The following is a 25449-nucleotide window of genomic DNA, read 5'->3' as shown; positions in this document are numbered from 1 at the left end:
CATGGGGGGCAGTGAGCATGACACCACCAAATGCGCCGGCACCAGTGCGTACCGAACTGTTGGCCTGATCGGTGTGACGGGGCGCACCGGGTGGCCGGCGCTCCGCCCCTCGTCCTGTGCCGTCCGAGGTGGGGCGTTGTCACCGAGGCGCGGCGCTCAGTAGGTTCGGGCCGGTGAAGTTTGGCCGAACGGATGCGAGGGGCGCCGAGCATGCTCACCTTGACTGCGGTCGCCGAGAACCCGCGTGTCCTGACCCGGCGCCTGGACCTGGCTGACGGTCCCGGCCTCGTCCTCCGCCCGCTCGTGCATGCCGACGCGGATCGTCTGGCCGCCTTCCTCGAAGGGCTGTCCGCCGCATCGAGGCGCCTGAGCACCTTCGAGGGGTACGACCTCGCGTGCGCCCGGGAGCTGTGCGAGGCGATCGCCCGTCACGACAAGCTCCGGCTGGTGCTCGACGAGGTGCCGTCCAAAAAGATCGTCGGACTGCTGGAGATCAGCCTCCAGCTTCACCCCTCCGACATCGCCCGCTATCGCGAGGCGGGTATCCGTCTTCAGCCGACGGACTGCCGTTTCGGCCCGACCCTGGCCGACGACTACCAGGGCAGGGGCGTGGGGACGCAGGTCTTCCCTCTCGTCGTGGACGTCGCACGGCGCTTCGGCAAGAAGAGGATCATCCTGTGGGGCGGTGTGCGCGCCGACAATCCGCGCGCCATCCGCTACTACGAGAAGCACGGCTTCCGGACCGTCGGCTCCTTCACCGACGCCGACGGCGCGCGGGCCCTCGACATGCTCCTCGACCTCCCTGCGCCACGGGGCCGGTGACGGGTTCAGGTCCCGGTGGCACGCATGCGACACCCACGGCGGGAGGCGCCCTTCCCGGGCGGGACGCCGGGCGCCCGTCCGGCGCTCGCTTCACGAACGCCGCCGCCCTGCTGCCCGGCGACGGTGGGCCTTCTGGCGGCAGGCCGGTCCGCAGTAGCGCGCCGGCCGGCCGGTGGTGGCGGGCTCCAGGGGACGGTCGCAGACGACGCAGCGGTCCGTTTCGTTACGGGGGGACTCCGCGGACCCTATTTCGTTACGGGTTTCGTTCCGCGGGGCCGGGGTGACGGGAAGCGTCTTCGTGTCCGGGCGGGCACGCAGGCCGTCGCACAGCACCGACGTCAGCAGCCCGGGAACAGCGCCCGCCGGAGCGGGCCCGGCCGTGCCACGCTGCTGCTCCATCGCCGCGCACCCGACCAGCAGGGCCCGCACGTCGTCGGCCGTGACGTCCGCCCGCACGGCGCCTGCCTGCTGTGCGCGGCTCAGCAGCACCCCCAACGCCTCGGTGAACCCCCGCCGCTCCGCCGCCGACTCCGCCCCCTCGGGTGCTCCGTGGAGGAACGCGTCGCACAACGCACGGTTGACGGCGGCCACTTCCACCACGCGGGCCAGAAAGGCGAAGAAGGCGGGGCCCGGGTCCGGTGAGGCCGCCAGCTCCCGTGCCTCGGCCGCCTGGTCCGCGGCGCTCTGTGCGACGACCGCGGCGAACAGGTCCCGCTTGGAGGGGAAGTGGCGGTAGACGGTGCCCGCGCCGACGCCCGCCCGGCGCGCGATCTCCCCCAGCGGCACCGCCATTCCCTCGTCCGCGAACGCCTCCCGTGCCGCCGTGAGGACCCGCGCCCGGTTCCTCACCGCGTCCGCGCGGACCGCGTGCGCGGTCGCCTCTTCCGGCGTACCCGCCGCCTCCGCCATCGGGTGCACCCTCCTCGTCTCGGTCCGGCCGATGCCCCGCCCTGCCGGCGCGGGTCCGCTTCCCGGTTGACAACCGGGTCGCGGGTTCCGCTAAGTTAACCGGGCTGATCATCCCGTTTCGTGTTTCCGAGTGTATCCGGAAGGGACCTCGTCATGCCCACGTTCCCGCCCCGCACCGTTCTCGTCACCGGCGCCACCGGACAACAGGGGGGCGCCACCGCCGCGCGTCTCCTCGCCGACGGCTGGCGTGTCCGCGCCCTCACCCGCAACGTCTCCGGCCCCTCGGCCCGCGCCCTCGCCGAGGCCGGCGCCGACCTCGTGACGGGCGACCTCGACGACCCGGCCTCGCTCCGCGCGGCGGCCGACGGTGTGGACGGCGTCTTCAGTGTGCAGCCCACTCCCGGCATGCCGGAGGTCTCCGCCGACTACACCGCCGAGGACGAGATACGCCGGGGCCGCAACGTCGCCGACGCGGCTGCCGATGCCGGAGCCGGCCACCTCGTCTTCGCCTCCGCCTTCGGCGCCGACCACCCCGACCAGCCCCTCGCCACTCTCGCCGCCAAGCGCCGCATCGAGGAACACATCGAAGAACTCGGCATCTCGGCCACCTTCCTGCGCCCCGCCTCCTTCATGGAAAACCTCCTCCACCCGCTCTGGGGCCTGCGCGACGGCGCCCTGGTGACCCCCTACCTGCCCGAGACCCGCCAGCAGTTCATCGCCCTGGAGGACATCGCCGCCTTCGCCGCCTTCGCCTTCACCGACCCCGACCAGTGGCGCGGCCGGGCCCTCGACCTCGCCGGAGACACCCTCACCCCTGTCGAGACGGCCTCCGCCCTCAGCCGCGCCGTCGGCCGCGACATCCCCTACGTCCCCGTCCCGCTCGAAGCGGTCCGCGCCCACAGCGAGGAGGCCGCGCGCGGCATCGAGTCCCTCAACGAGGGCCGCTACGCACTCGTCGACACCGGCGCACTCCGCGAGCTCCACCCCGGGCTGCTCACCTTCGGCGGCTGGCTCGACCGGACCGGCGCCGCACGCGTCCGAGCCCTCCTGTCCTGACCGTGCGGCGCCCGACCCGTCACCGGGAGACCACCGGCCACCGGGAAGGGCGCCGCCCGCCACTGGAGCGCGTCGGCCGACCGGCAGAAGGCTCAGGACCGCCGGAAGTCACCACCGCCGTAACCCCCCGAACTGTTGGCCTAATCCCGCATGCCGTGCGGCTCGTCGAGCAAGCGACCGGCGGGTAAAGGCATACCAGGACCGGTACGGTACGGGCCATGTCCTATGCCATTGGCATATGCAGGGCGCCTAGCGGGGGAGCGGTGGATGGGTACGGGGAACGACGGGACGCCGCGGCGGAACGTCATCGACGGCCAGGCGGTGCTGAGCGGACTGACCGTGCAGGCGGACCAGGTGCACGGCGGGGTCCACGCCCACCTGCCCGCCGCCACCCGGCCCGTGCCTCGTCAACTGCCGCCGGTCTCCCGCCTGTTCACGGACCGCGAGGCCGACATCGAGGCGATGGAGGAGTTACGTTCCCGGTACGCCGACGCCGGACCCGGGCTGGTCGTGGTCACCGGTCCCGCCGGGGTGGGCAAGACGACGCTGGCGGCGCGCTGGCTGGGACACCTGACGGGCGCGTACCCGGACGGCCAGTTCTACGCCGACCTGAGAGGGCACACCGCGGCGAGTGCCGCCTCACCGGCGGAGGTCCTGGACCAGTTCCTCCGCGCACTCGGAGCGCCCACCACCGCGGGACTGGCGGAGAAGACCGCGATGTGGCGGTCGGTGACGGCGGACCTGCGGGTGGCCGTTCTGCTGGACAACGCCTTCACCGCAGCCCAGGTGCGACCCCTGCTGCCCAGCGGCCCCGGAAGTCTGACCGCCGTCACCTGCCGGCACCGGCTGACCGGACTGGGAACGGACGGCGCCGACTTCCACGAGCTGGGCCTGCTCCCGCGCGCGGCCGCCACCGAACTGCTCCGACGCGGTATCGGGCAGGAACGTGTCAGCAGGGACACCGCGGCAGCAGCACGTGTCGTGAAGCTGTGCGCCGGCCTGCCGCTGGCCCTCTGCCTCGTCTCCGCCCGCCTGGCGGCCCGGCCCGCCCAATCGGTCGGAGCCCTCGCGGAAGCACTGGCGGGCGACAGGGGACGCCTTGCCGCTCTGGAGGTGGAGGGGGAACGGGCGGTGCGCGGAGTGCTGGACGAGTCCTGTGCGGCGCTGAGCGCGTCCAGCGCCGCGCTCTACCGATGCCTCGGAGTGCTGCCCGTGCTCGCCTTCGACGCACAGGTGGCCGCCGCGGCCGGTCACCTTCCGAAGGCCGAGGCGGCGGTCCGGCTGGAGGCGCTGGTGGAGGCCAACCTGCTGGAGGACCGCGGTGGCGGGGGCTACCGCTTCCACGACCTGGTGCGTCTGCACGCGTACGAGCGTGCGTGCGAGAGGGACGAGCCGGCCGTGCGGGAGGCGGCCGTCCGCCGTGTCTTCGACGCCCGGCTGGCGACGGTCGCGGCGGCCGAACGCCTGCTGGCCCCGGCCCGTCGGCCGCTGGCGCGCGGCCGGGCGGTCCCCGGGGAACTGACCGTCGACTTCGAGGACCCGCCCGCCGCGCTGGCCTGGCTGGAGACGTGGCGGCTCGATCTGATGCGGCTGGTGCACGAGGCAGCGGACCGGGGCTGGCACGACGCCGCTTGGCAGCTGGTGGACGCCATGTGGCCGCTGTTCCTGCGGCTGCGCCACCACGACGACTGGATCGAGGCGCACCGCATCGGACTGGCCGCGGCCCGCCGGGCGGGAGACGCGGTCGCCGAACGCCAGATGCTCACCTCCGGAGCCGCCGGGCTGAGCAGCGCGGGACAGCTGGAGGAGGCGGCGGAGTGGTACCGGCTCGCACGGGACGCGGCCCACGCGTCCGGTGCCCGACGGCCGTACGGCCAGGCCCTGTTGGGTCTGGGCGCCTGCATGTACGAGGCGGGGCGCGGCGGCGAGGGCGTGCCGTATCTGCGGGAGGCCATCGAGGTGTGGGAGGACATCGGGTATCTGCGGGGCGCGGCCCTCGCCCGGATCGTCCTCGGCGAGATCGCGCTGGCACAGGGCGACGCCGCTACCGCGGTGGCACGGTTCGCCACCGCGCACGCGACGCTGGTCACCGTCGACGACCCCCACGACGAGGCCCGGGCGCTCGCCTTCCTCGGCTTCGCCCACGCCGGGGCCGGCGAGCCGGGGCGTGGTGTGGCCGAACTGCACCAGGCACTCGCCGTCTTCACGGCGGCCGGTTCGGCCCACTGGAGGGGACGCACGCTGGAGATGCTCGGCCTCGTCGCCGAGGCCGAGGGGGACACCGGGACCGCCGGCCGCCGTTACGAGGAGGCGGCCGGCATCTGGCGAGCCATCAGCCCGCGCGACGCGGAGCGGGCACACCGCCGGCTGAGCGCGGTCCGTGGCGAGCCGGGCGGGCCGGAGGCTGCCGGCCCGGGCGGCAGTGCCACGGAACGGGAGCCGTCCTGACGACCTGCGCGCCGCCCCGCGGGCCCTGCCGGCCGGGTGGACACGCGGCGTCCCACACCGTGGTCCAGCCGTACAGACAGAAGGCGAGCAGGGGCCCGTTCACCTCCGGGGCGCCGTGCGACGGCTCTCCGACGCCGAACGACAGCGTCCCCTCCCGTGAGAGGCCGGCCCACCATCCGGCGCGGGTCGTGGGCACGGCGGCGAACGCGCAACCGGGATACCGCGCCAGGAGGCGGCTCAGCAGCCCGGCGGCAGCGGTCCAGGGCCTGGGCCGGTGACCGTGGAGCACGTCCGCGCAGTCCAGCAGCGCGGTGCGGGGGCAGGCGTCCATGTCGAGGGCGAGATACCGCTCCTCGCGCACCCTTGTGCAGCTCTGCCCCCTGTGGTGCCCGCCCACCGGCACCACGCGGGCGGTGACGAAGGCGTCGGGTGCCGTACGCGCCGACACCAGCACGGTATGCAGGACGGGAGCACTGCCGGGGGTGGGCTCGTTGCGCACGAGCAGGGTCGCGCCCTGCTCAGGGCGGTGTCCGGACGTGCCCGTCGCGGTGCGGCCCCTCATGCGGGGGTCTCCGTTCCCTCGCCCGAGGTCTCGCCGAGCAGCGGCCCGGGGAGCGGGAGCGGGCGCGTCTCGGCGGGGTACGCCGGCTGCCCGAGCCCCAGGTGCCGGTACATCAAAGCCCGCATGTTGCGGCTGAAGCGGCCCGGCTGCGAGGTGATGCGGCGGGTGATCGGCGCGTAGTCCTCGGCCCTGTACTCCTCGGTGGCGTAGGCGAGTTGCTCCACCAAGGGGCGGGAGGGGGTGAGGGCGGGGGCCACGCGGGCCAGGGCGGCGGCCGGGGAGCGCGGGTTGATCTCCTCCTCCGGGGTCGCGGCCAGCAGCACCGGCGCCCCCGTCAACGTCGCGTACAGCGTGGCGGATCCGTGGTCCCCGATGATCCAGTCCGCACTCAGCACGAAGGGCCGCCAGTCCGCGTGCGGCGGGACGAGCCGGACGCCTGCCGCGCGGCCCGCGGCGAGCCAGGAGCGCACCTGCCACGGCCCGTGCCCCGACCAGACGTTCGTGTGGATGAGTACGGCGATGTGGATACCGGCCCGGTGCGCCTGCTCCGCGAGCCACGGCAGCAGCGCCTCGAACCGGGTGAAGAACGAGCGCGGCCCCCACGTGGTCGTCAGCGCCAGCAGCCGACGGCCCTCCCCGAGGCCGAGCGCCGCCCGGTAGCGGCCGCGGGCAGGCAGGCTGGCCACCATGCGGTCGCGCACCGGGTCACCGGCCACGACCGCCCGTGACGCCGCGGCGGGGAACGTACGGGCCAGTTCCCGCGCGTCCGCGTGGTGGGCGAGAACGACAGCGGCGGGGAGCCGTCCCCGGCCGGGAGCCAGATCGCTGCGCCGCAGTCCAGGGACCTGCGTTCCGGCAGCCCCCACCATCCGCTTGAGGAAGTTCGCACCGTGCGGGACGGTGATCACCGGGGCGCGCACCTCCTCCATGCCGCGCGGCCCGGCGGCCAGGGCGAGGTCGAAACGCATGCGCACCGCCTTGTGCCACGGCACGACGGCGCTGCCCAGGCTGCGGAGGAACTCCTTCACCCCGTCCCGAAAGGCGTGGGGCGGTGCCGTGAACAGCACCTGGACGCGGAAGTCGCCGCCCAGGAGCGGAAAGATGTCGAGCAGCCGCCGTCCGTAGACAACGGTGTGCACGACGACCAGCACGGTCTTGCGGTCCGTCATGGTGAGCCACTGGCGGACCGCACCGCCGTGGTCCTGCGGTGCCCCGGCGGGGCCGTCCAGGTCCGGGTCGGCTCCTGCGCGTCCCCGTCCGGACGATTCTTCGAAGGCAGTCAAAGTGGGATACCCCCGTCTCCGCGACGATTCTGCTTGCTTCGCGAAGAAGGGGCTGCCCGACCTGACTGGCGAAAAGCTTGCACGTTCCTTGCACCGGCCTTGCCACGTCGGCAAGGGGCGTGCCGGACCCGCCCGCGTCGAGGAACCGCGCGCGCCCACCGTAAGCGCAGGTGCAATTGCAGTCTGCCATGGAGTGGTTCGGGCAGCAGTGGCTTTCCGCTTCCTTTACCTCGGCGCGGGGCGGGCCGCGCTCCGCTCCGGAAGGAGGGAGGGGCTCAGCAGGCGCAGGAGATGCCGCCCGCCGGGGCCGTCAGCGGGTCGGCGGGGCGGCGGGCCGGGCCGTCGGCGCCCTCGACGGGGAAGCCCTCGCGTATCCAGTACTCGATGCCGCCGAGCATCTCCCTTACCTGGTGGCCGAGTCGGGCCAGGGCGAGGGCGGCGCGGGTGGCGCCGTTGCAGCCGGGGCCCCAGCAGTAGGTGACGACGGGGACGGCGGGGTCGAGCAGGGAGGCGGCGCGGGACGGGATCTCGGCGGTCGGCAGGTGGAGCGCGCCGGGGATGCGGGCCTGGTGCCAGCCTTCCGGGGCCCGCGAGTCGATCAGGACGAAGCCGGGTTCACCGGACTCCAGCGCCGCATGGACGTCGGAGACGTCGGTCTGGAAGGCGAGCCGCGCGGTGAAGAAGGCGACGGCGTCCGTGGCGCCCGTGAACAGGGAGGATGCTGTGGTCATGGCGTCAACGCTAGGGTCACCGCTTGCCGGTGGGAACCGACGATCCACGGCGTTCGCCTACCTGTGCAGGGATTTCCGTGGTAGTTCTCGGGAATGACCGAGGATTCCTTCGACGAGACCGACATACGCATCCTCCGTGCGCTCCAGGAAGACGGCAGAGCCAGTTACGCGCGGCTCGCCCGCACCGTCTCCCTGTCCGCGAGCGCCGTGACCGAGCGGGTGCGACGGCTGGAGGAGAGCGGGGTGATCGCCGGGTACTCCGCCGTCGTCGACCCCGCACGACTGGGCTACTCGGTACTGGCGTTCGTCCGGCTGCGCTATCCGAACGGCAACTACCGACCCTTCCACGACCTGTTGGACACGACCCCGGAGATCACCGAGGCGCACCATGTGACCGGTGACGACTGTTTCGTGCTGAAGGTGCTGGCCCGCTCCATGCGCCACCTGGAGGCGACCACCGGCCGTATCGCCGCGCTCGGGTCGGTCACCACCAGCGTCGTCTACTCCAGCCCGCTGGCGAGCCGCCCGCCGACGGCACCCGGCGGGACGGACGACTGGGCGCCGGGCGGCCGGGAGCGCACATGACCCTGGGGGCCCGGCGGATGAGGCCCCGTCAGCAGTCGCAGCAGTCGCACCCGTTACAGCAATCGCAGCAGTCGCAGTTGTCGCAGCAGCCCTTGCGCTTCTTGCGGGACCACGGGCCCTCGTACTCCGAGGCGCAGCAGAGCCGGCAGGTGCAGCACAGGCCGACGAAGGCGGCGCAGCCTGCGAGGAAACCGCGCGGTGGCTTGCGACCGGGGCGCCCTCCCGGGTCACCCGCGCCGCTGGAGCCGTCCGGACCGCTGCCCCACCCGTCGCCGCCGCCCCACCCGCCGCCGCCCCACCCGTCACCCCCGCAGCCGGGCGGGACCTCGCCACCGCCGCCCGCGTACGGGTGCTGCCGACCGTTGAGACCCTGCGGCGCCTGCCCGTAGGGGGCCTGGCCGTGGGGCGGTCGAGCGTAGGGGTCCGGCCCGTAGGGGGCCCCGCCGTACGGGTTCCGGCCGTACGGGTCCTGCGGGTGAGGGGGCGGCCCGGAGGGGTTCGGCCCGTAGGGGCCGGGGGGCGGGGCGCCCTGCTGGTGCGCGCCCGAGGCCGGTCCGGTGTGGGCGCAGCGGGTGGTGCCGAACGCCCGGTCCACCGCCCGCGGCAGCTCGTGCACCAGCAGCACATGGGCCAGCTCGGCGTCGGCGAAGTCCACGTCGCGCAGCGCCAGTCGGATGCCGTGCAGCGCGTCGTCGCACAGCCGCCGCGCCTCGGGCAGGTCCGCTCCGGTGGCGGTCAGGGGGTTCCAGGCGCCCTCCGCGGCGTCCTGCTCGCGGTCCTCGACGGCGTCCAGCAGGTGGGCGAGACGCCCGAACAGGCGCCCGGCCTCGGCGAGCGGCGCGGCGTTGTGCGGCTTGTCCGCCAGCGTCGCGGTGTGGGCGAACGCCGCCGCGGTGGCCGTCTCGGTCGGCTCGGTCACCGTCGTCAGCGGGGTACCGGCCCCCGCGGCGCGCTCCACGGCGGTCTGCCGGTCCACGGCGTCCACCAGGACCGCCGTGTCGAAGCCCAGCGTCGTGCCGGTCCGGGCACCGGCCCGGTCCCAGGTGGCAGCGAGGCGGCGGGCCGCGGCGGCCACGGGGCGGCGCCGCAGCACCCCGTTCCGGTCGGCGATGTGGTCGCGTACCTTCGCCGAGGCCAGGACCAGCGAGACCGAGGCGGCCAGCCGTGCCCCCTCGCCCCGTGCGACGGAGGCCGTGCGCATCCCGCGCAGCGGGCAGGGGCCCGCGGTGCGGCGTGCCGTGTGGGCGTGGCCGGTCTGCGCGTCGGTGAGGACGGAGACGAGCAGCCCGTCGTAGTTGGTCACCACCCGGGCGAGCTGGCCGTGGTCGCTCCGCAGCGCGAGGCACAGCCCGCACAGGTGCGCCATCCACTCGGCCCTGAGCCCTTCGGACAGGCGGTGCTGACATGGCCTGACTATTCCGAACACGTGGATCCCCCGTCGCCGGCGCCACCGGAGCCCGTGGGCGTCGCCGGAGTCCGCCGGTACTGAACGTATGTCTGCCGCACCGCCGGACAGGGCGGCGATCGTGATCGTACCCAGCCGCCCGGCGGCGCCGTCCAGTCCGCTCCCGCCGTCACCGGCCGTGCGGCGCCCACGCCCTGTGCAGCCGGGACCTTCACCGCCGCCCCGTACGCACGGGTCGGCAGGGCGGGTGCAGGAGGGTCACGGAAAACTCCGCGACCCGCGTGCACCCGCCCTGCTACGGTCCCTCGCATGCAGCGCGCCCTTTGCCGTGCCGGTGCCCCCGCGGGCGCCCGCATCGCCCTGACGACGACGCCGGAGCAGGCCCCGGCGCGCTGAGTGACGTTCTCAACCGAGCCCCGGGCCGAGCACCCGGGGCTTCGTCGTGCGGACGGACACGTACGGACACGGCACCGGGGACCCGGCCCACGGAACCCCAAGGAGCCTCCATGGCCACCGCCCGGCACGACCACCGCCGCCTCGGCCGCGAACTGGCCCTCTTCGGCACCGACCCGCTCATCGGCGCGGGACTGCCGTACTGGCTGCCCGACGGGGCGGCCCTGCGGCACGCGGTGGAGGAGTACGTCAGGGAGGCGGAGCGGCGGGCCGGGTACCGGCACGTGTACTCGCCCGTGCTCGGCAAACGCGAACTGTACGAACAGTCCGGCCACTGGGAGCACTACGCCGGCGACATGTTCCCGCCGATGGTGCTGGGCGACGGCGAGCAGCTGGTGCTGCGGCCCAGCCTGTGCCCGCACCACGCCGTCGTCTACCGCTCCCGCGCCCACAGCTACCGTGAGCTGCCGCTGCGGATGGCGGAGCTCGGCGGCATGTACCGCGCCGAACTGTCCGGGGTGCTGGGCGGCCTCACCCGGGTGCGGGCGATCCAGCTCAACGACGCCCACATCTTCTGCACCCTCGACCAGGTGGCCGGTGAGGCGTCCGCCGCGCTGGAGATGATCCGCGCCGCCTACCGGGCGCTGGGCATCGAGGCCGCCCGCTACCGGCTCTCCCTCCCCGGCCCCGGCGGCAAGTACGTGAGGGCGCCGGAGAAGTGGCGGCGGGCCACCGCGCTGCTGACCGACGTCCTGGAGCGGTCCGGGGTGCCGTACGAATCCGCCGAGGGCGAGGCCGCCTTCTACGGGCCGAAGATCGACGTGCAGGTCACCGACGCGGCGGGCCGGGAGGCGACCCTCTCCACCGTCCAGGTCGACCTCCACCAGCCCGAGCGGTTCGGCCTGCACTACGTCGGCGCGGACGGCGCCAGGCACCGTCCGGTCATGGTGCACCGTGCCGTCATCGGCAGCGTCGAGCGGGCCGTCGCCCAGCTTGTCGAGGTGCACGGCGGCGCTTTCCCGGCCTGGCTGGCGCCCCTCCAAGTCGTCGGCCTGCCGGTGTCACAGGCGCAGGTCCCCCAGGCCGAGGCGTTCGTGCGGCGCTGCCTCGAAGGCGGCCTGCGCGCCGAGCTGGCAGGCCCGGCCGACGGCAGCCTGGGCGCCCGCATCCGGGCGGCACGCCTGGTGCCGTACCAGGCGGTGCTCGGGTCCCGGGAGGTCGCCGACGGCACCGTCGCCCTACGGCTGCGCGACGGCCGCCGCCCCGCGCCGCTGCCGGGCGGGGAGGCTCTGGCGCGCATCGCCGCCCTGGTCGGTGCCCACAGCACCGCGCTGTGGGACCGGCCCGGGGCGGCGGAGTCCGCGGGAGGGGACCGGTGACGGCGACGTGGGGTCTTCCCATCGAGGGGGGCTTCGAGGCCGGGGCCGCCGAGCATGTGACGGCGCAGCCGCCGGGACACTTCCACGGCATCCGGCGGGAGGCGCCGCCGTCGTCGCCCACGGCGGAGCGCTACGCGGACGGAGTACCGGCGAAGCCCGCACGGCCGGGGCGTACCGCTCTGCCGTGAGAGCGGTCAGCGGGCTGCGTAGGCCCGGAGCCGCTCCGCGCGGGGTGTCAGGCAGCAGCTCGCGCAGCGGACCGCCTCGGCGCTGGTGTAGTAGAGGCAGCAGGTGCGGCGGAGGTAGTGGAGGCGCCGGGTGCCGTCGGCACGGGTGACCTCGGCCAGCTCGCCGAGGCGGGCGAGTCCGGGGAAGGGGCGGGTGAAGTCCGACCAGAGGGCGGCGAGTTCGGCGGCCGGCCGGGCGGTCGCCGAACTCAGCGCCGTCGCGCAGCCGTGCGCCACGCCGCCGTACGCCTGCCGCAGCCCGGCCCGGGTGGCCCGGTGCAGCGTCCGGGCGAACGGCAGCAGATGGCTGTGCAGCACCGCCTCGTGGAGCGCGGGCAAGGTGGCGGCCCGCTCCCCGGCCGGGGCCGCGAGCAGCCGCGGCTCGCGCAGCCGCACGCCCGCGATGCCGTGGGTTCCGGGCCGTACCAGCACGTTGTGCGGCCGTACGTCCCACACGCTGCCGTCCCGCACCCAGGCCAGCATCGCCGCGGCCGTCACGCGGCCCGCGTAGACGGCGACGAGGGTGAGGGCGGCCGCGTGGGGGGTGCGGTGGCCGCTGCCGCGCGCCTCGGCGTCCAGCAGCAGCCGCGTCGCGTCGCTGCCCGGCTCCAGCAGCCGGTCGGCGGGCAGCCACGTTCCCGCCCGGACCTCGGCCGCGGGCGGCTCTCCCGGCAGCATGTGGTAGCGCGGGCCGTAGGCGGAGGCCAGGTCGGTCAGGGTGGTCAGCGCCGTCAACGCGTCGACGGTACCGGCTCGTGGACGCGGGCCGGCCCGGTCGCCGGTTCGGGCGGCGGCTCGGAGGCGGGCCCGGTGGGGGTGGTCATCGGGGGGCGCCCTTCCGGCCGGGTGGCAGGTAGACGACGGTGGGCGCGCCGGTTGCGGGGTGGACGCTCACCTCGGCCCGTACCCCGTAGACGTCGGCCAGCATCGGCGCCGTGAGCACGTCGTGCGGGGTGCCCGCCGCCACCACGCGTCCGCCCTGGAGCACGCAGAGGCGGTCGCAGAAGTAGCCGGCGAGGTTGAGGTCGTGCAGGGCGAGCAGGCCGGTGGCGGGCAGCCCTCGCACCAGGGCGAGCAGCTCCCACTGGTAGCGCACGTCCAGGTGGTTGGTCGGTTCGTCCAGCACGAGCAGGGCGGGGTCCTGGACCAGCGCGCGGGCCACCAGGACACGCTGGCGCTCTCCGCCGGACAGCTCGTCGAAGGGCCGGTCGGCCAGTTCGGCGGCGCCGGTACGTTCCAGCGCGGCCCCTACCCGGTCGGCGTCGTGCGCGGTCTCGCCCTCCCAGAACCGCTTGTGCGGGGCGCGGCCCATCGCCGCCACCTGCCGCGCGGTGAGCCCGAAACCGCCGCCCGCGTCCTGCGGTACGGCCGCCACCCGGCGGGCCCGCGCCTTGGCGCCCAGCGCCGCCGTGTCGTCGCCGTCGAGCAGGATGCGGCCGTGGTCGGGGTGCAGGACGCCGTAGACGCAGCGCAGCAGGGTCGTCTTGCCGCTGCCGTTGGGCCCCACGACGCCGACGGTCTCGCCGGGCCGGGCCTCCAGTGCGACGCCGTCGAGCAGGAGGCTGCCCGAGCCGGCCCGGTAGGAGACGTCCTCCACCCGCAGCGCGCAGGCGTCGCTCATCCCGCCACCGCCCCCGCCCCGTCGCGGTAAGAGCGCCGCAGCAGCCACAGGAAGAAGGGGCCGCCGGTCAGCGCCGTCAGTACGCCGACGGGTATCTCCTGCGGGGCGGCCAGGGTGCGGGCCGCCAGGTCGGCCAGGACCAGGAAGGCGGCCCCGCCCAGTGCGGCGACCGGCAGCAGCACCCGGTGAGCGGCGCCGACGACCATGCGGGCGGCGTGCGGCACCATCAGGCCGACGAACCCGATGGAGCCGCTCACCGTCACCAGCACCGCCGTCACCAGCGAGGCCAGCACGAACGTGGCGGCGCGGAAGCGGCCGACGGCCAGGCCGAGCACGGTGGCGCCCTCCTCACCGGCCAGCAGCAGGTCCAGCGGCCGGGCCAGCGACAGCAGCAGCACCAGCCCGGCCCCCAGGACCAGCGCGGGCAGCAGCAGGCTGGACCAGCGGGCCTGGCCGAGCCCGCCCAGGGTCCAGAACAGGACGGCCCGCATGTGTTCGCTCTCCGAAGAGGTCACCAGCACCAGGCTCGTCAGCGCGGAGAGCACGTACTGCACGGCCACCCCGGCCAGTACCAGCCGTCCGGTGGTCATCGTCCCGCCGCGCCGGGCCATCGTGTAGACGACGAGCAGCGCCACCATCGCCCCGGCGAACGCGCCCAGCGACATCGAGGCGGCGCCGATCCCGAGGACGACGACCAGTGCGGCGCCCGTCGAGGCGCCCGAGGAGATGCCCAGCAGGTACGGGTCGGCCACCGGGTTGCGCACCAGCGCCTGCAGCACCGTGCCGACCAGCGCAAGTCCGGCGCCCACGACGGCGGCCAGCAGTACCCGCGGCAGCCGCACCTCCCAGACGATGGTGGTGAGGGGCCCCGGCCCCGACCGGCCGGTCACCGCCCCGAGCACCTCGCCGACGGGAATCCGGGCGGAGCCCAGTGCCAGCCCGGCGACGGCGCCGGCCAGCAGCACGGCGGTCAGCGCCGCGCACACCAGCGTGCCGCGCAGCGCGGCGGTGCGCGGCGCGGGCCTACTCACCCCTGTGCTCCGGGTGCAGTTGCCGCGCCAGGTCGTCCACCGCGTCCGGCACGCGCGGGCCCAGCACCGCCGAGGAGAGCGGCAGCACCGCGAACCGGCGGTGCTTGACCGCCGGGACGTCCGCGAGCGCCGGATCGCGCAGCAGCCGCTTCTTCTTCTGGGCGACCGTCGTCCCGCCGTAGTCGTAGACCACCACGGCCTCGGGCCTGCGCTGGACGACCTTCTCCCAGGAGACGTCCGCGAACGGCTTGTCGACGTCCGCGAAGACGTTGCGGGCGCCCGCCCGGCGCAGGATCTCGTTGCCGATACCGGCGCCGCCCGCCGTGAACGCCGAGCTCTCGCCGCTGTCGTAGACGAAGACGGGGGTCCTGGCCGTGCCCTTGAGGCGCCGCGCGGTGGCGGCCAGCCGCCGGTCCTGCTTCTCGATGAGCTCCTCGCCGCGCTGCGGCACCCCGAAGGTGCGGGCCACCTGGCGGATCTCCTTGTGGAGGGTTGCGACGTCGGCGTGCTTGGTGCAGGACTCCAGGTCGAGGCGGGTGGGTACGCCGCTGTCCGCCAGCGCCGCCCGGTCGCGGCCCTCCGTCTTGTCGAAGGCGCTGGCGTAACCGCCGTAGACGAAGTCGGGGTTCGCGGCCAGCAGCCCCTCCTTGGAGGGGTACCGCTTCGCCAGCACCTCGACGCTTCGGTACGCCTTCGCGTAGCGGGGGAGGATTTCGTCGTCGAGGTAGGCGGTGCCGGCCATCCGGTCCTGGAGGCCGAGCGCCAGCATGATCTCGGTGACGTGCTGGTTCATGGTCACGGCCCGCTTCGGCGGCGCCGTGATCCGCGTGGTCACCCCGCAGTTGGTGACGGTGTAGGGGAACCCCGCGGGGGAGTCGCCGTGGGCACCGTCGCGGCTGTGGCCGCCGCTCTGGCAGGCCGCCACGGGTATCAGCAGCAGCGCGGCGAGCAGTGCGTGTGCGGCGCGCCCCGCCCTGCCCGTACCGGGCCGGCTCATGGCGGTCCCACGGCGCTTTGGGCGCATGGCCAGTGTCCTTCTCCGTCGTGAGGCCCAGTCGCGGAGCCCGGCGTACCGCCGCGTCCGGTCGTCCGGAACGCGGGTGCCAGCAGGTCTTCGGGCTCGGGACTGCCGGAGTGTGCGCCTTCCCGGGGACCGTGCCCCAGTGGCCTCGTGCACACCCCAGTCCCACACCGCTGCGCGTCAGCTCCGGATTCGCACCGGATTCCCTGACCCGTTCAAGGGTTTGACTGGCGGCTGCAACGTACCACGTGGGGCACGGAGCGGAGAAAGGGGGAGAAGTGACAAAAGGGACCCCGGGGCTTTACCCGGCCCCGGGGTCCTAGGTGCCGTTCGTTCGCACGTCCGTAGCGGTTCAGAGGCGGATCGTTCGGCGATGTCCTCGCGTGGAGCCACTCCACCACGGCCGCACGTGGAACGGCCGGCCGGACTCGAACCGGCGTCTCGAGGTCGTCACCGCCCCGGTTGCCGGACGATGAACGGCGATGCTGAGCGTGGAGCGAGAGGTTGAGACTGACCGGCGGCCTGCTTTCGGGCAGGCGCACCGGGGGTTCACACATCAGCTTCTGCTTCAGCTTTGCGCTCCTGGCGCACCCCGTGCGAAGGCCGTCGAAGCCCTCACCCGGGGGGTCTGTGACTGTTTCAGTTGTACGGGCGGGCGGCAGCCCGCCGGGGTCCGCTCGCGCTCGGGCGAACGCAGGTGAACCCCGGCGAACTCAAGCGAACAGGTAGCCGAAGACGGCGTCACCGACGCGCTGGTCGGTCACCTGTGTCCCGTTGGCCTCCTCGCGGGCGAACTTCACCGCCGCGGAGAGCTTGTCCAGCCGCTCCAGCAGCTCGTTGACCCGCCGCGCGGGCAGGGCGCCGGAGTACTTGACCGTCGTCCAGTAGCCGATGGGTACGTCCTCGTAGTAGACCTCGACCTGCGCCGGGTGCTTCTCGGTGGCCTCCGCCTTCACATGGTTGCGCGGCACCTTCTTGGTGCGGACCGTGCGCACCTGCTCGGTCTTCCACCAGTCCGTGGACGGGTCACGCTCCCAGGCCTCCGCGCCGTCCAGCACCGGCAGCCTGCGCAGGAACGAGCCCAGTTCACCGAGCTGCTTCTCCAGGAACAGCAGGTAGGAGACCGGCACCTCGGCCAGCACCGTGCGGCCGTCGACGACGATGTCCGCACGGGCCGTCAGGTTCGCCCAGTCCTTCGTCGCCGTCACATCGAACAGCCGGGAGAGGATCTTCGCTGTTTCCTTCAGCACATCCTCGGCCTTGACCTGAACCCGGGTCGACTCCGGCGGAAGCTGCTCGCCCTCTTCGTCCTTGGGCTGGTACGTACGCGAGATACCGGCCAGCATCTGCGGCTTTCCCAGCCCGTGCTGCGCCTGTGCCAGGTCCTGGGCCACCTTGGACCGGACGCCCTTCTCGACCGCGATGATCTGATTCAGCTTCGCCACGACCGCGAACCTAGCAGTCCGGCAGTGGCGCGCTCCAGGGAATTTGTTCGACAGTTTCGTCACGGGCGGGCCCGACCGGCGTCCCACGTCCGGGTGAAAAAGGATGGTCATCGCTCCGCCCCGGGTAGGCCAAGTCCGCCACTTGAAGGACGAGTTGGGGGACCGGACGTTGTCGCAACCCTTCGAACTGCCCGATTTCTACGTGCCGTACCCGGCGCGCCTCAACCCGCACGTCGAGGCGGCGCGGACCCATTCGCGCGCGTGGGCGCGGGAGCAGGGCATGCTGGAGGGCTCGGGGATCTGGGACACCGCGGACCTGGACGCGCACGACTACGCGCTGCTGTGCGCCTACACGCACCCCGACGCGAGCGCCGACGACCTGGCGCTGGTCACCGACTGGTACGTGTGGGTCTTCTTCTTCGACGACCACTTCCTGGAGATGTTCAAGCGGACCCAGGACCGCCCCGGCGGCAAGGCCTACCTGGACCGGTTGCCGCTGTTCATGCCGCTGGACGACGCCACCGGCACGCCCGAGCCGGTCAACCCCGTCGAGGCGGGCCTGGCCGACCTGTGGGCCCGCACCGTGCCGTCCATGTCGCGGGAGTGGCGCGCCCGGTTCGCGGTCAGCACCGAGAATCTGCTCAACCAGTCGCTGTGGGAGCTGTCCAACATCGACATCGGCCGGGTCCCGAACCCGGTGGAGTACATCGAGATGCGCCGCAAGGTCGGCGGGGCGCCCTGGTCGGCCGGGCTCGTGGAGTTCGCCGCGCACGCCGAGGTGCCCGCAGCCGTCGCCGGCTCCCGCCCGCTGTGCGTGCTGCGCGACACCTTCTCCGACGCGGTCCACCTGCGCAACGACCTCTTCTCCTACGAGCGTGAGATCGGCGAGGAGGGCGAACTGTCCAACGGCGTGCTCGTTCTGGAGACGTTCCTGGAGTGCACCACGCAGGAGTCCGCGGAGGCCGTCAACGACCTTCTGACCTCACGCCTCCACCAGTTCGAGCACACCGCGCTGACGGAACTGCCCGCCCTGTGCGCCGAGAAGGGCCTGGACCTGGCGGCGCAGGCCGACATCACCGCCTACGTCAAGGGGCTCCAGGACTGGCAGTCGGGCGGCCACGAGTGGCACATGCGCTCCAGCCGCTACATGAACCGCGGAGGCACGGCCGCCTCCGCCCCCGCCCGGTTGCCGTTCACCCCCGAGGGGCTGGGCACCTCCGCGGTGGACGTCCTCGGCAGCGTCGCCCGGACCGCCCCGCAGCGTGCCCGCTCCTTCTCCCACCTCCCGCACGAGCGCACCGGCCCCTCCGTACTGCCGGACTTCGAGATGCCTTTCACGGCGAAGCTCAGCCCCCACTTGGACGGCGCCAGGGAGCGTGTCGTCACCTGGGCCCACGCCACGGGCCTGCTGGAGCTGCAGCCGGACGTGCCCGGCGGGCGGGTGTGGGACGAGGAACTGATCCGCGACTACGACCTCCCGCTGTGCGCCGCCGGCATCCACCCCGACGCCGGCCCCGAGGAACTCGACCTGTCCTCCGCATGGCTGGCCTGGGGCACCTGGGGCGACGACTACTACCCGCTGCGCTTCGGCCGTCCCCGCGATCTGGCGGGCGCCCGCGCGTGCACCGAGCGGCTGTCGCTGTTCATGCCCCTGGGGGGCGAGCCGGTGCCGCCTCCGGCCGGGGCGCTGGAGCTGTCGCTGGCCGATCTGTGGGAGCGGACCGCGGGCCCGATGACCGTAGCCAAGCGCCGCCGCTTCCGCACGGCCATCGAGAGCATGGCGCAGAGCTGGCTGTGGGAGCTCGACAACCAGGCGGCCAACCGCATCCCCGACCCGGTCGACTACGTCGAGATGCGGCGCCGGACCTTCGGCTCCGACCTCACGATGAGCCTGTGCCGACTGGCCCACCCCGACACCGTCCCGGAGGAGATCTACCGCAGCGGTCCCCTGCAGTCGCTGGAGAACGCCGCCGCCGACTACGCCTGCCTGCTCAACGACGTCTTCTCCTACCAGAAGGAGATCGAGTTCGAGGGGGAGATCCACAACGGGGTGCTCGTGGTGCGCAACTTCTTCGACTGCGACTACCCGGCGGCGCTGCGCATCGTGAACGACCTGATGACCTCCCGCATGCGGCAGTTCCAGCACGTGGCCGCGCACGAGTTCCCCGTGCTCTACGAGGACTTCGCCCTGGACGAGGCCGGGCGCGCCGCACTGGACGGATACGTGCGGGAACTGGAGAACTGGATGTCGGGCATCCTCGTATGGCACCGCGGCTGCCGCCGCTACACCGAGGCCGACCTGCTGCGGCACCACGCACCGGACCGGCAGTTCGGCGGCCCCACCGGACTGGGCACCTCCGCGGCCCGCCTCGCCCTCCGGTAGCCGCCTGGCAGGGGCGGTGGCCGAAGGCCCCGCCGCGCGAGGGGTGCGGCGTGCGAGGGCTGAGGGCCGCCGCGCCGTGCTCGCGGCCCGGACCGTACGAGGGCTCCGCGCCCCTGCGGGCTACGTCGTCGTGGTGGTCTCCGGCGTGTCCGCGGAGCCATCCGTGCCTGCGGCGTCCGCAGCCGCGTCCGCGGGCGGCGCCTCCGCCGAACTCGCCACCCGCGTACCGGGCCCGGGGCCGGAGCGGGAGACGGCGACGCCGGTCGGACACAACAGGCCGCCCGCGAGGGTCAGTCGGCCGGGGACCTCGTCCAGGAGGAGCCAGGACACCAGCACGACGAGAACCGGGACGACGTACGTCGTGGCGCCCTCCTGCCCGCGGTGGTCCGGGAGAGGGTGAAGGCCCAGGTGCTGAACGCCAGGGCGGTCGGGAAGAGGCCCAGGTAGAGCACGTTCAGGGACCTCGGCAGCGGCGCCTCGCCCACCGCCGGGACCAACTGGCCGCTGAACGGCAGGCACGCGGCGAAGCCGATCAGGCAGCCGAAGGCGGTGACCTGGAGCGGCGAGGCGTGCCGCAGCGCGGGCTACTGGCTCACCACGCCGATGGCGTAGGTGGCGGCGGCCAGCAGGCACAGCGCCACCCCCGGTGGAGAGGAGCCGCCGCCCTGGGAGACGGACAGGCCGACGACGGCGGCGCCCGCGAAGGAGACCGCGAGGTCGGCCATCAGCCGGGAGGGGAAGCCCTCCTTGAGCAGCCACCCGCCCAGCAGCGCCACCAGGAGGGGGCCGACGTCGACGACCAGGGCACCCGTCCCGGCATCGACCCGCTGCTCCCCCCGGTTGAGCGCCACCGTGCAGCCGTGTAGCCGCCGGACCAGAGAACTCCCGAGACGGCGATGCCGGGCCAGGCGGCCTTGGGCGGCAGCCCCTCCCGCCGGATCAGCAGCGCCGCGCACAGCCCGAGGACTCCCGCACCGAGCCGCCCCATGGCCAGGGCGCCGGGCGGGTAGTGTTCCCCCGCGCTCCGCACGGAGACGAACGCCGAGGCCCACAGCACCACCGTGACAGCCGCCGCAGCCAGCGCCGCGGCCTCGGTCCCCGGCTTTCTGCCCTCATCCGCCGGCTCTCTCTGTGCCTCGCCCGGTCCTGCCCCGGCCCCGCGAAGGGACGCGTGTGACAGGGCGCCGTAAGGCGCCTTTGCTGCTGACGGCCAGCGGTCTTCCGACGACGCGTTCGGTCCCCGCCCGGACGGGGACCGAACGCCGCGCCGTTACGGCAGCAGTGAGCGGATCAGACGGCAGGTGACCGGCGACGGCGGGTGCACGCCGATGCGGGCGGCCGTCGCGTGGATGGCGTGGTCACAGGCCTGCTCGGCGGTGTACACGCCCGTGTCGAGCAGGGCTGTGGCGATGCGCATCGCCTTGAGTTGCCGGTTGTGCGCCTCGTACCACGCGCGCGGACGGCCGGCCGGCAGCGGCTTCTTCGGCAGGACGGGCAGCGTGGACATGGCCGGCAGGTGCGGCTGCTGGTGCCGCGCGCGGGCAGCGGGACGGGTGTGTGAGCGTGCGGTACGGGCACGGACAGCGGTCATCGACGGCTCCTCCCCAACGGCGGTGCGCTTCGGTGGATCTGCTTCGATTCTACCCGCCCCCACTGACAGAACTCGCTGGTCACTGTGGAGGTCTGGATCTGTGTTCGATTATGCGGCGACCTCTGCCAGGGGCCCGCGGACCGGCGCGGGCGGCAGTCCGAAGTCCCGCAGGATCTGCTGCGTGGCCCGCTCCGCGGAGCAGACCGCCCCCCGCGCCGAGCTGGTGTCCCGGTGCTCCCCGCACACGTACAGCCCCGACAGCACCCGTACCGGCCGGCGCGGGTCGTGCGGCGCCGGCATCGCCGGGACCGCGTCGGGATCGTGGTACGCCGTCAGCAGTTCCCAGCGGTCCGTGGAGGTGCCGTGCACCGCGCCCAGTTGGGCCCGCGACGCCTTGTCCAGCGCCGCCGGCGGCTCCGCCGCCCGCTCGCCCAGCACCACCGACGTCACCAGTGCACGGCCCGGCTCGGCGCGTGCGGGGTCCACGGCCGAGGCCACCCAGGTGTGGCTGACGGGGCCGCGCTCGGTACCGTACCGTCCGGCGCACACGGTGAAGGACGGCGCCGCCGGGTCCGCGGCGGCGGGCGGCAGGTGTTCGTCCACGGCGTGGTGCAGCACCGTCACCGGATGGAAGTCCGGCACCCGCAGCCCCGGAAGGAGCTGCGCCGCGGCGCGGGCACCCGTGGCCACCAGCGCCGCGCCGCACGCGTACGTGCCGTGCTCCGCGGTGTGTACGGCGTGCGTGCTCACCGACGTGACGCGCACCCCCGTGCGGACCGTGCCCGGCGGCAGTCCGTCCGCCAGCGCTTCGCAGACGGTGCCCTGCCCGCCCGCCGGTACGCCCAGGCCACTGCGGGCGAAGCCGCGCAGCGTCAGGTCGGCGACCCGGCTGGAGGTCGTCAGCTCCGGGTCCGACAGCAGCGCCGTGAGCAGGGGACGCACCAGCGACTCTGCCGTACGCGACGGCAGCCCGCGCACCGACAGGGCCTGTACGGCGGGCAGTTCGGGCCGTGTCAGCAGGGCCTGCGGCGGCACCGCGGCGAACCGCGCCAGCGCGCCGCGCAGGCGCGCCAGCCCGAACGCGTCGGACATGTCGGCGCGGCTGCGCGCGCCGGTGAGCGCACGCGCCGTGGACAGTGCGCCCCGCGTGCCCCTTGCGCCCTTCGTGCGCCGGTCGGCACAGGGGAACCGGCTGCCCGTACCGGCCGCCCCCTCCCGGACATCGAACGGCGCGGTCCAGCCCGGACCGCCGGGGCCGTTGTCGCGGCCCGCACGGTCGCTGTCGGCGTGGTTGCTGTCCGCGCGGTCGGCGGCACGCGGCGCGGTGCGGGCCGCGACACGGTGCGTGCGGCCCTCCTCGCAGTGCAGCAGCGCGCCCGGCGCGAACGGGCGCAGCGTCAGCGTGTCCAGCGCGGGCAGGTGGGCCAGGGCCTCCCCGTCGCGGTCGAGGCCGAGGATTCCGGGCGCCCGGTCGAGGCGGAACCCGTCCACCTCCTCCGTCCGCAACTGTCCGCCCACCCGGGGCGCCGCCTCCAGGACGGCGACGCGCAGCCCCGCGTCGGTCAGCCGGTGCGCCGCAGCCAGCCCGGCCAGGCCGGCGCCCACGACCACGACGTCGACGGTCTGTTCCGGTCCGACGGCATCCGCTCCCTCGCCACCACCCGTGCCTGCGCGGTTCGTCTGTGCGCTGCTGATCGGCACTGTTCCTCCCGACGTCGACGGCGTGCGGGTCCGGTTGCTCATTCCCTGATGCCCCGGCGTGCGCCGCTCATACCCGTGTTCGATGGTTGGTGTGTGACCGGCGTGCGCGGTACGTCGCGCGGGGGGCGCCCAGAGGCATACCCGACGGCGCTCCGTTACGGGAGCCGGTGGTCAACGTCCCTCGGCCGCCCAGCCGTTGAGGCCGCCGACAGGAGGTGGCCCGGCGCCGTCCACGGCCGTCCGGCCAAGGTCCTTGACCATCGACCGACCGAACTGATGCGCTGCTTGTCGCCGCGCCGGGCACGCCCGCGTGGTGCCATGGGCGTCGGCCGGCCGCGGCAGCCCGCCGCCCGGCAGCGAGAAACAGGAGCCGCAGATGAGCGACGAGCACCCTGCCGACTTCGCCGGCAAGGTCGGCCCCGCGCGCGAGCCCACCGCCGCCGGGGTGTGGAACTACTGGCTCGGGGGCAAGGACCACTGGCTGGTGGAACAGACCGCCGGGGACGCCGTGCGGCGCGCCTACCCGCAGATCGGCGCCTACGCCCGCAACTCCCGCGCCTTCCTGCTGCGGGCCGTGCGCCGGGCGGCCACCGCGTACGGGATCTCCCAGTTCCTCGACGTGGGCGCCGGGCTGCCGGCCGAGCACAACACCCACGAGGTGGCGCAGCACCACGCGCCCGGCGCCCGCACGGTCTACCTCGACATCGATCCGCGCGTCGTACGCCACCAGGACGCGCTGACCGGTTCGGGTCGCGGCCTGGTGGCCTGCGCCGAGGCCGACATGCGCGACACCGAGGCGGTGCTGGCGGCGGCGGGGGAGCACCTGGACCTGTCCCGGCCCGTCGGGGTGATCTTCAGCGACTGCCTGGGGCACGTCCACGACTTCGACGAGGCGCTGGGCATCGTGCACCGGCTGTGCGCACGCATGCCCTCCGACAGCGTGCTGCTGCTCTCGCACTCCACCTCCAGCAGCGACAGCCAGTACCCCCGCGTCCGCTACACCGCGCGCTCTCCCGAACAGATCGCGCGCTTCTTCGAGGGGACCGAACTGCTGGAGCCGGGCCTGGTGTCCGTCCAGGACTGGTGGCCCGACGCCGATACGCCCCGCGACGACGAGCTGCACGAGTCGACGTACGCGGCCGCGGCCCGTATCCCCTGAAAGCCCCCTACAGCGCGGCCCGTACGGCGTCCGTGACGTCGGGGAAGGCGAAGGAGAACCCGGCGTCCAGCAGCCGCCGGGGCAGCACACGCTGGCTGGAGAGCACGTCCGAGGCGAACTCCCCGAGGACGGCGCGCAGGACGGGCGCGGGCACCGTGAAAGGGGTGGGGCGGTGCAGCACGCGCCCCATGACGGCGGTCACCTCGCGGTTGGTGGCCGGCTCGGGGGCCGTCAGGTTCACCGGGCCTGCCAACTCCGGGCTCTCCAGCAGGAACCGCAGCGCCGCCACGTGGTCGTGCAGGGCGATGTGGCTCCAGTACTGGCGGCCGTCGCCCAGCTTGCCGCCGAGGCCCGCGCGGAAGAGGGGGAAGAGCCGTCCCCATGCGCCGCCGCCGCGGGCCACCACCAGCCCCGTGCGGGCGAAGACGGTGCGGAGGCCCGCGTCCCTCGCGGGCCGGGCCGCTGCCTCCCACTCCTGGCACAGGTCGGCGAGGAAGCCTTCGCCGAGGCCGGCCGTCTCGTCGACGGCGCGGTCCCCGGTGTCGCCGTAGTAGCCGACGGCGGTGCCGATCAGCAGGGTGTGGGGCGGGCTCTCCAGGGCGGCGAGACCGCTCGCGAGGGTCCTGGTGCCCAGCACCCTGCTGTCGCGCAGCTCGCGCTTGTACCGTGCGGTCCAGCGGTGGTCGGCGACCCCGGCCCCCGCGAGGTGGACGACGGCCTCGCAGCCGAGGAGCCCCGCGGTGTCGAGCCGGCCGCCCTTCGGGTCCCAGGTGACCTCGTCGGCGGCCGCGGCGGGCCGCCGCACGAGCCGCAGCACCTCGTGCCCCTCGGCGCGCAGGGAGCGGGTGAGTGCCGTGCCGATGAGACCGGTCGAGCCGGTGACCGCGATGCGCATGCGCCCATCCTGACGCATCCGCCGCACCGCGGCCCGGCGGCCGGACCCCGCCTGTCCCGACGACGGTGAACGCCGTCCGCGTGGGCCGGGGGCCGTCGTCGGGCACCGGGCACCAGGGTCCGGGCCCGGGTCACTCCGCGCGGAAGCGGGCCCACACCCTCGGCAGGCGTTCGGCCAGCGCGGTCGGGTTCTCCAGGTCGAGGGGGACGCCGTCGGGATCGGCCGGGGCCTCGGGCAGCCCGAGGTCGGGCAGGACGGTGCCGGTCAACTGCTCGTACGCCTCGTCGGCCGCGAAGCCCAGTTCCTCACCGTCGCCGTCCAGCTCCTCGTCGAATTCGCCCAGCAGGTCGGCGAGCGTGTCCGCGTCGTGTGCCGCCCCCTCGAAGACCTCCCGGCCCTGGCCGATCAGCCAGCAGCGGAACGCGTCGAACACGTCGTCGCTCGCCCCGTCCAGCAGGATCCAGGCGGCGGCCCACAGGTCCCACTGGCAGGCGCGGTTGTAGCGCGACTCGAAGTGGCGGGCGAAGTAGGTCACGGCCTCGGGGTCGAGCTGCGTGAGCCGCTCGACGATCAGGTCCGCCTGCTCCTCGGGGTCGCCGTCGGCCTCCTGGCGTGTGGAGTCGATCAGCTCCCAGAACTCCGTCTCGTCCATCACGCCCTCAGCATCCAACCTGTACGCCCCGCGCGCACCCGGACTGCTCCAGATGCGGCTGTCTCGTTATCCGCCGAGGTGCCGTCTGCGATACCCGTCACGCCTTGTCCGGTATCGCTGTCAGCGTGGGCGCCCTGCACACGGTACGGC

22 protein-coding genes, 1 pseudogene and 1 riboswitch are annotated in these 25449 nt (G+C 74.1%); of the genes and pseudogenes, 8 read left to right on the top strand and 15 right to left on the bottom strand.

Annotated elements, in window-relative coordinates:
- The first annotated feature begins 210 nt into the window (after positions 1–210).
- Complete coding sequence (locus H297_RS0109540; protein ID WP_027736852.1) at positions 211–822, top strand: GNAT family N-acetyltransferase; 612 nt, start codon at positions 211–213, stop codon at positions 820–822.
- A gap of 90 nt (positions 823–912) precedes the next feature.
- On the opposite strand, the gene H297_RS0109535 is transcribed toward H297_RS0109540, so the two are convergent.
- Entirely contained in the window at positions 913–1731 is an 819-nt protein-coding gene (locus tag H297_RS0109535; protein WP_064744801.1) for a TetR/AcrR family transcriptional regulator, read from the bottom strand.
- Positions 1732–1884: 153 nt separating this feature from the next.
- Between H297_RS0109535 and H297_RS0109530 the strand changes: the two genes are divergently transcribed.
- Both H297_RS0109530 and H297_RS35510 read left to right on the top strand, forming a co-directional pair.
- A complete protein-coding gene (locus H297_RS0109530; RefSeq protein WP_027736850.1) occupies positions 1885–2787 on the top strand; it encodes an NmrA/HSCARG family protein in 903 nt (300 codons plus the stop codon).
- Positions 2788–3054: 267 nt separating this feature from the next.
- Positions 3055–5235 (top strand): AAA family ATPase, encoded by a 2181-nt coding sequence (locus H297_RS35510; protein WP_064744800.1) that lies wholly within the window; start codon positions 3055–3057, stop codon positions 5233–5235.
- On the opposite strand, the gene H297_RS43185 is transcribed toward H297_RS35510, so the two are convergent.
- From H297_RS43185 to H297_RS0109510, 3 genes are all read right to left on the bottom strand, one after another.
- On the bottom strand, positions 5120–5797 hold the full coding sequence (locus H297_RS43185) for a hypothetical protein (RefSeq protein WP_027736849.1): 678 nt from the start codon (positions 5795–5797) through the stop codon (positions 5120–5122). The genes H297_RS35510 and H297_RS43185 overlap by 116 nt on opposite strands.
- Complete coding sequence (locus H297_RS35505; RefSeq protein ID WP_486589460.1) at positions 5794–7080, bottom strand: hypothetical protein; 1287 nt, start codon at positions 7078–7080, stop codon at positions 5794–5796. The genes H297_RS43185 and H297_RS35505 overlap by 4 nt, the downstream gene beginning before the upstream one ends.
- A 275-nt stretch (positions 7081–7355) precedes the next feature.
- On the bottom strand, positions 7356–7811 hold the full coding sequence (locus H297_RS0109510; RefSeq protein ID WP_051351689.1) for a rhodanese-like domain-containing protein: 456 nt from the start codon (positions 7809–7811) through the stop codon (positions 7356–7358).
- 93 nt (positions 7812–7904) lie between these two features.
- Between H297_RS0109510 and H297_RS35500 the strand changes: the two genes are divergently transcribed.
- The gene (locus H297_RS35500) at positions 7905–8396 is read left to right on the top strand and encodes an Lrp/AsnC family transcriptional regulator (protein WP_051351688.1); all 492 of its coding nucleotides are present in this window, start codon (positions 7905–7907) and stop codon (positions 8394–8396) included.
- Between the two features lie 28 nt (positions 8397–8424).
- Here H297_RS35500 and H297_RS0109500 read toward each other — a convergent pair whose 3' ends face one another.
- Positions 8425–9822, bottom strand: coding sequence for a DUF5685 family protein (locus tag H297_RS0109500; RefSeq protein ID WP_027736847.1), 1398 nt, complete (start codon positions 9820–9822; stop codon positions 8425–8427).
- A 485-nt stretch (positions 9823–10307) separates the two neighbouring features.
- Between H297_RS0109500 and thrS the strand changes: the two genes are divergently transcribed.
- Positions 10308–11573: a threonine--tRNA ligase gene (gene thrS / locus H297_RS0109495; protein ID WP_027736846.1), complete on the top strand. Its 1266-nt coding sequence runs from the start codon at positions 10308–10310 to the stop codon at positions 11571–11573.
- On the top strand, positions 11570–11761 hold the full coding sequence (locus H297_RS0109490; RefSeq protein WP_027736845.1) for a hypothetical protein: 192 nt from the start codon (positions 11570–11572) through the stop codon (positions 11759–11761). The genes thrS and H297_RS0109490 overlap by 4 nt, the downstream gene beginning before the upstream one ends.
- A 6-nt stretch (positions 11762–11767) precedes the next feature.
- On the opposite strand, the gene H297_RS35495 is transcribed toward H297_RS0109490, so the two are convergent.
- The 5 genes from H297_RS35495 to H297_RS0109465 form a co-directional block, all read right to left on the bottom strand.
- Positions 11768–12535 carry a (2Fe-2S)-binding protein gene (locus H297_RS35495; protein ID WP_051351687.1) on the bottom strand — a complete coding sequence of 256 codons (768 nt, stop codon included), beginning with the start codon at positions 12533–12535 and terminating at the stop codon, positions 11768–11770.
- An 85-nt stretch (positions 12536–12620) separates the two neighbouring features.
- Positions 12621–13421 carry an ABC transporter ATP-binding protein gene (locus H297_RS0109480; protein WP_027736844.1) on the bottom strand — a complete coding sequence of 267 codons (801 nt, stop codon included), beginning with the start codon at positions 13419–13421 and terminating at the stop codon, positions 12621–12623.
- A complete protein-coding gene (locus H297_RS0109475; RefSeq protein WP_027736843.1) occupies positions 13418–14452 on the bottom strand; it encodes an iron ABC transporter permease in 1035 nt (344 codons plus the stop codon). The genes H297_RS0109480 and H297_RS0109475 overlap by 4 nt, the downstream gene beginning before the upstream one ends.
- Positions 14445–15449, bottom strand: a complete 1005-nt coding sequence (locus tag H297_RS0109470; RefSeq protein ID WP_027736842.1) for an ABC transporter substrate-binding protein — start codon at positions 15447–15449, stop codon at positions 14445–14447. Before H297_RS0109470 ends, H297_RS0109475 begins: the two co-directional genes overlap by 8 nt.
- A 91-nt stretch (positions 15450–15540) precedes the next feature.
- Positions 15541–15720, bottom strand: a riboswitch (cobalamin riboswitch).
- Positions 15721–16186: 466 nt separating this feature from the next.
- The gene (locus H297_RS0109465) at positions 16187–16918 is read right to left on the bottom strand and encodes a DUF7873 family protein (RefSeq protein ID WP_027736841.1); all 732 of its coding nucleotides are present in this window, start codon (positions 16916–16918) and stop codon (positions 16187–16189) included.
- A 169-nt stretch (positions 16919–17087) separates the two neighbouring features.
- Here H297_RS0109465 and H297_RS0109460 point away from each other — a divergent pair, with 169 nt between their 5' ends.
- A complete protein-coding gene (locus tag H297_RS0109460) occupies positions 17088–19301 on the top strand; it encodes a terpene synthase family protein (RefSeq protein ID WP_027736840.1) in 2214 nt (737 codons plus the stop codon).
- Positions 19302–19421: 120 nt separating this feature from the next.
- Here the strand turns inward: H297_RS0109460 and H297_RS35490 are convergent.
- From H297_RS35490 to H297_RS0109440, 3 genes and pseudogenes are all read right to left on the bottom strand, one after another.
- A pseudogene (locus tag H297_RS35490) lies at positions 19422–20382 on the bottom strand (DMT family transporter).
- Between the two features lie 189 nt (positions 20383–20571).
- Positions 20572–20892, bottom strand: coding sequence for a hypothetical protein (locus H297_RS0109445; protein ID WP_486589459.1), 321 nt, complete (start codon positions 20890–20892; stop codon positions 20572–20574).
- Between the two features lie 108 nt (positions 20893–21000).
- Positions 21001–22593 (bottom strand): FAD-dependent oxidoreductase, encoded by a 1593-nt coding sequence (locus tag H297_RS0109440; protein ID WP_027736836.1) that lies wholly within the window; start codon positions 22591–22593, stop codon positions 21001–21003.
- A 376-nt stretch (positions 22594–22969) separates the two neighbouring features.
- On the opposite strand from H297_RS0109440, the gene H297_RS0109435 reads away from it, so the two are divergent.
- Positions 22970–23752: an SAM-dependent methyltransferase gene (locus tag H297_RS0109435; RefSeq protein WP_027736835.1), complete on the top strand. Its 783-nt coding sequence runs from the start codon at positions 22970–22972 to the stop codon at positions 23750–23752.
- A 7-nt stretch (positions 23753–23759) separates the two neighbouring features.
- Here H297_RS0109435 and H297_RS0109430 read toward each other — a convergent pair whose 3' ends face one another.
- Both H297_RS0109430 and H297_RS0109425 read right to left on the bottom strand, forming a co-directional pair.
- Complete coding sequence (locus tag H297_RS0109430; RefSeq protein WP_027736834.1) at positions 23760–24647, bottom strand: TIGR01777 family oxidoreductase; 888 nt, start codon at positions 24645–24647, stop codon at positions 23760–23762.
- Between the two features lie 130 nt (positions 24648–24777).
- A complete protein-coding gene (locus H297_RS0109425) occupies positions 24778–25299 on the bottom strand; it encodes a DUF4240 domain-containing protein (protein ID WP_199787174.1) in 522 nt (173 codons plus the stop codon).
- Positions 25300–25449 lie beyond the last annotated feature (150 nt).

This window comes from Streptomyces sp. CNT360, from assembly GCF_000424785.1.
The sequence above is the reverse complement of the archived record's forward strand: the minus strand, read 5'-3'. Positions and strand labels throughout refer to the sequence as shown.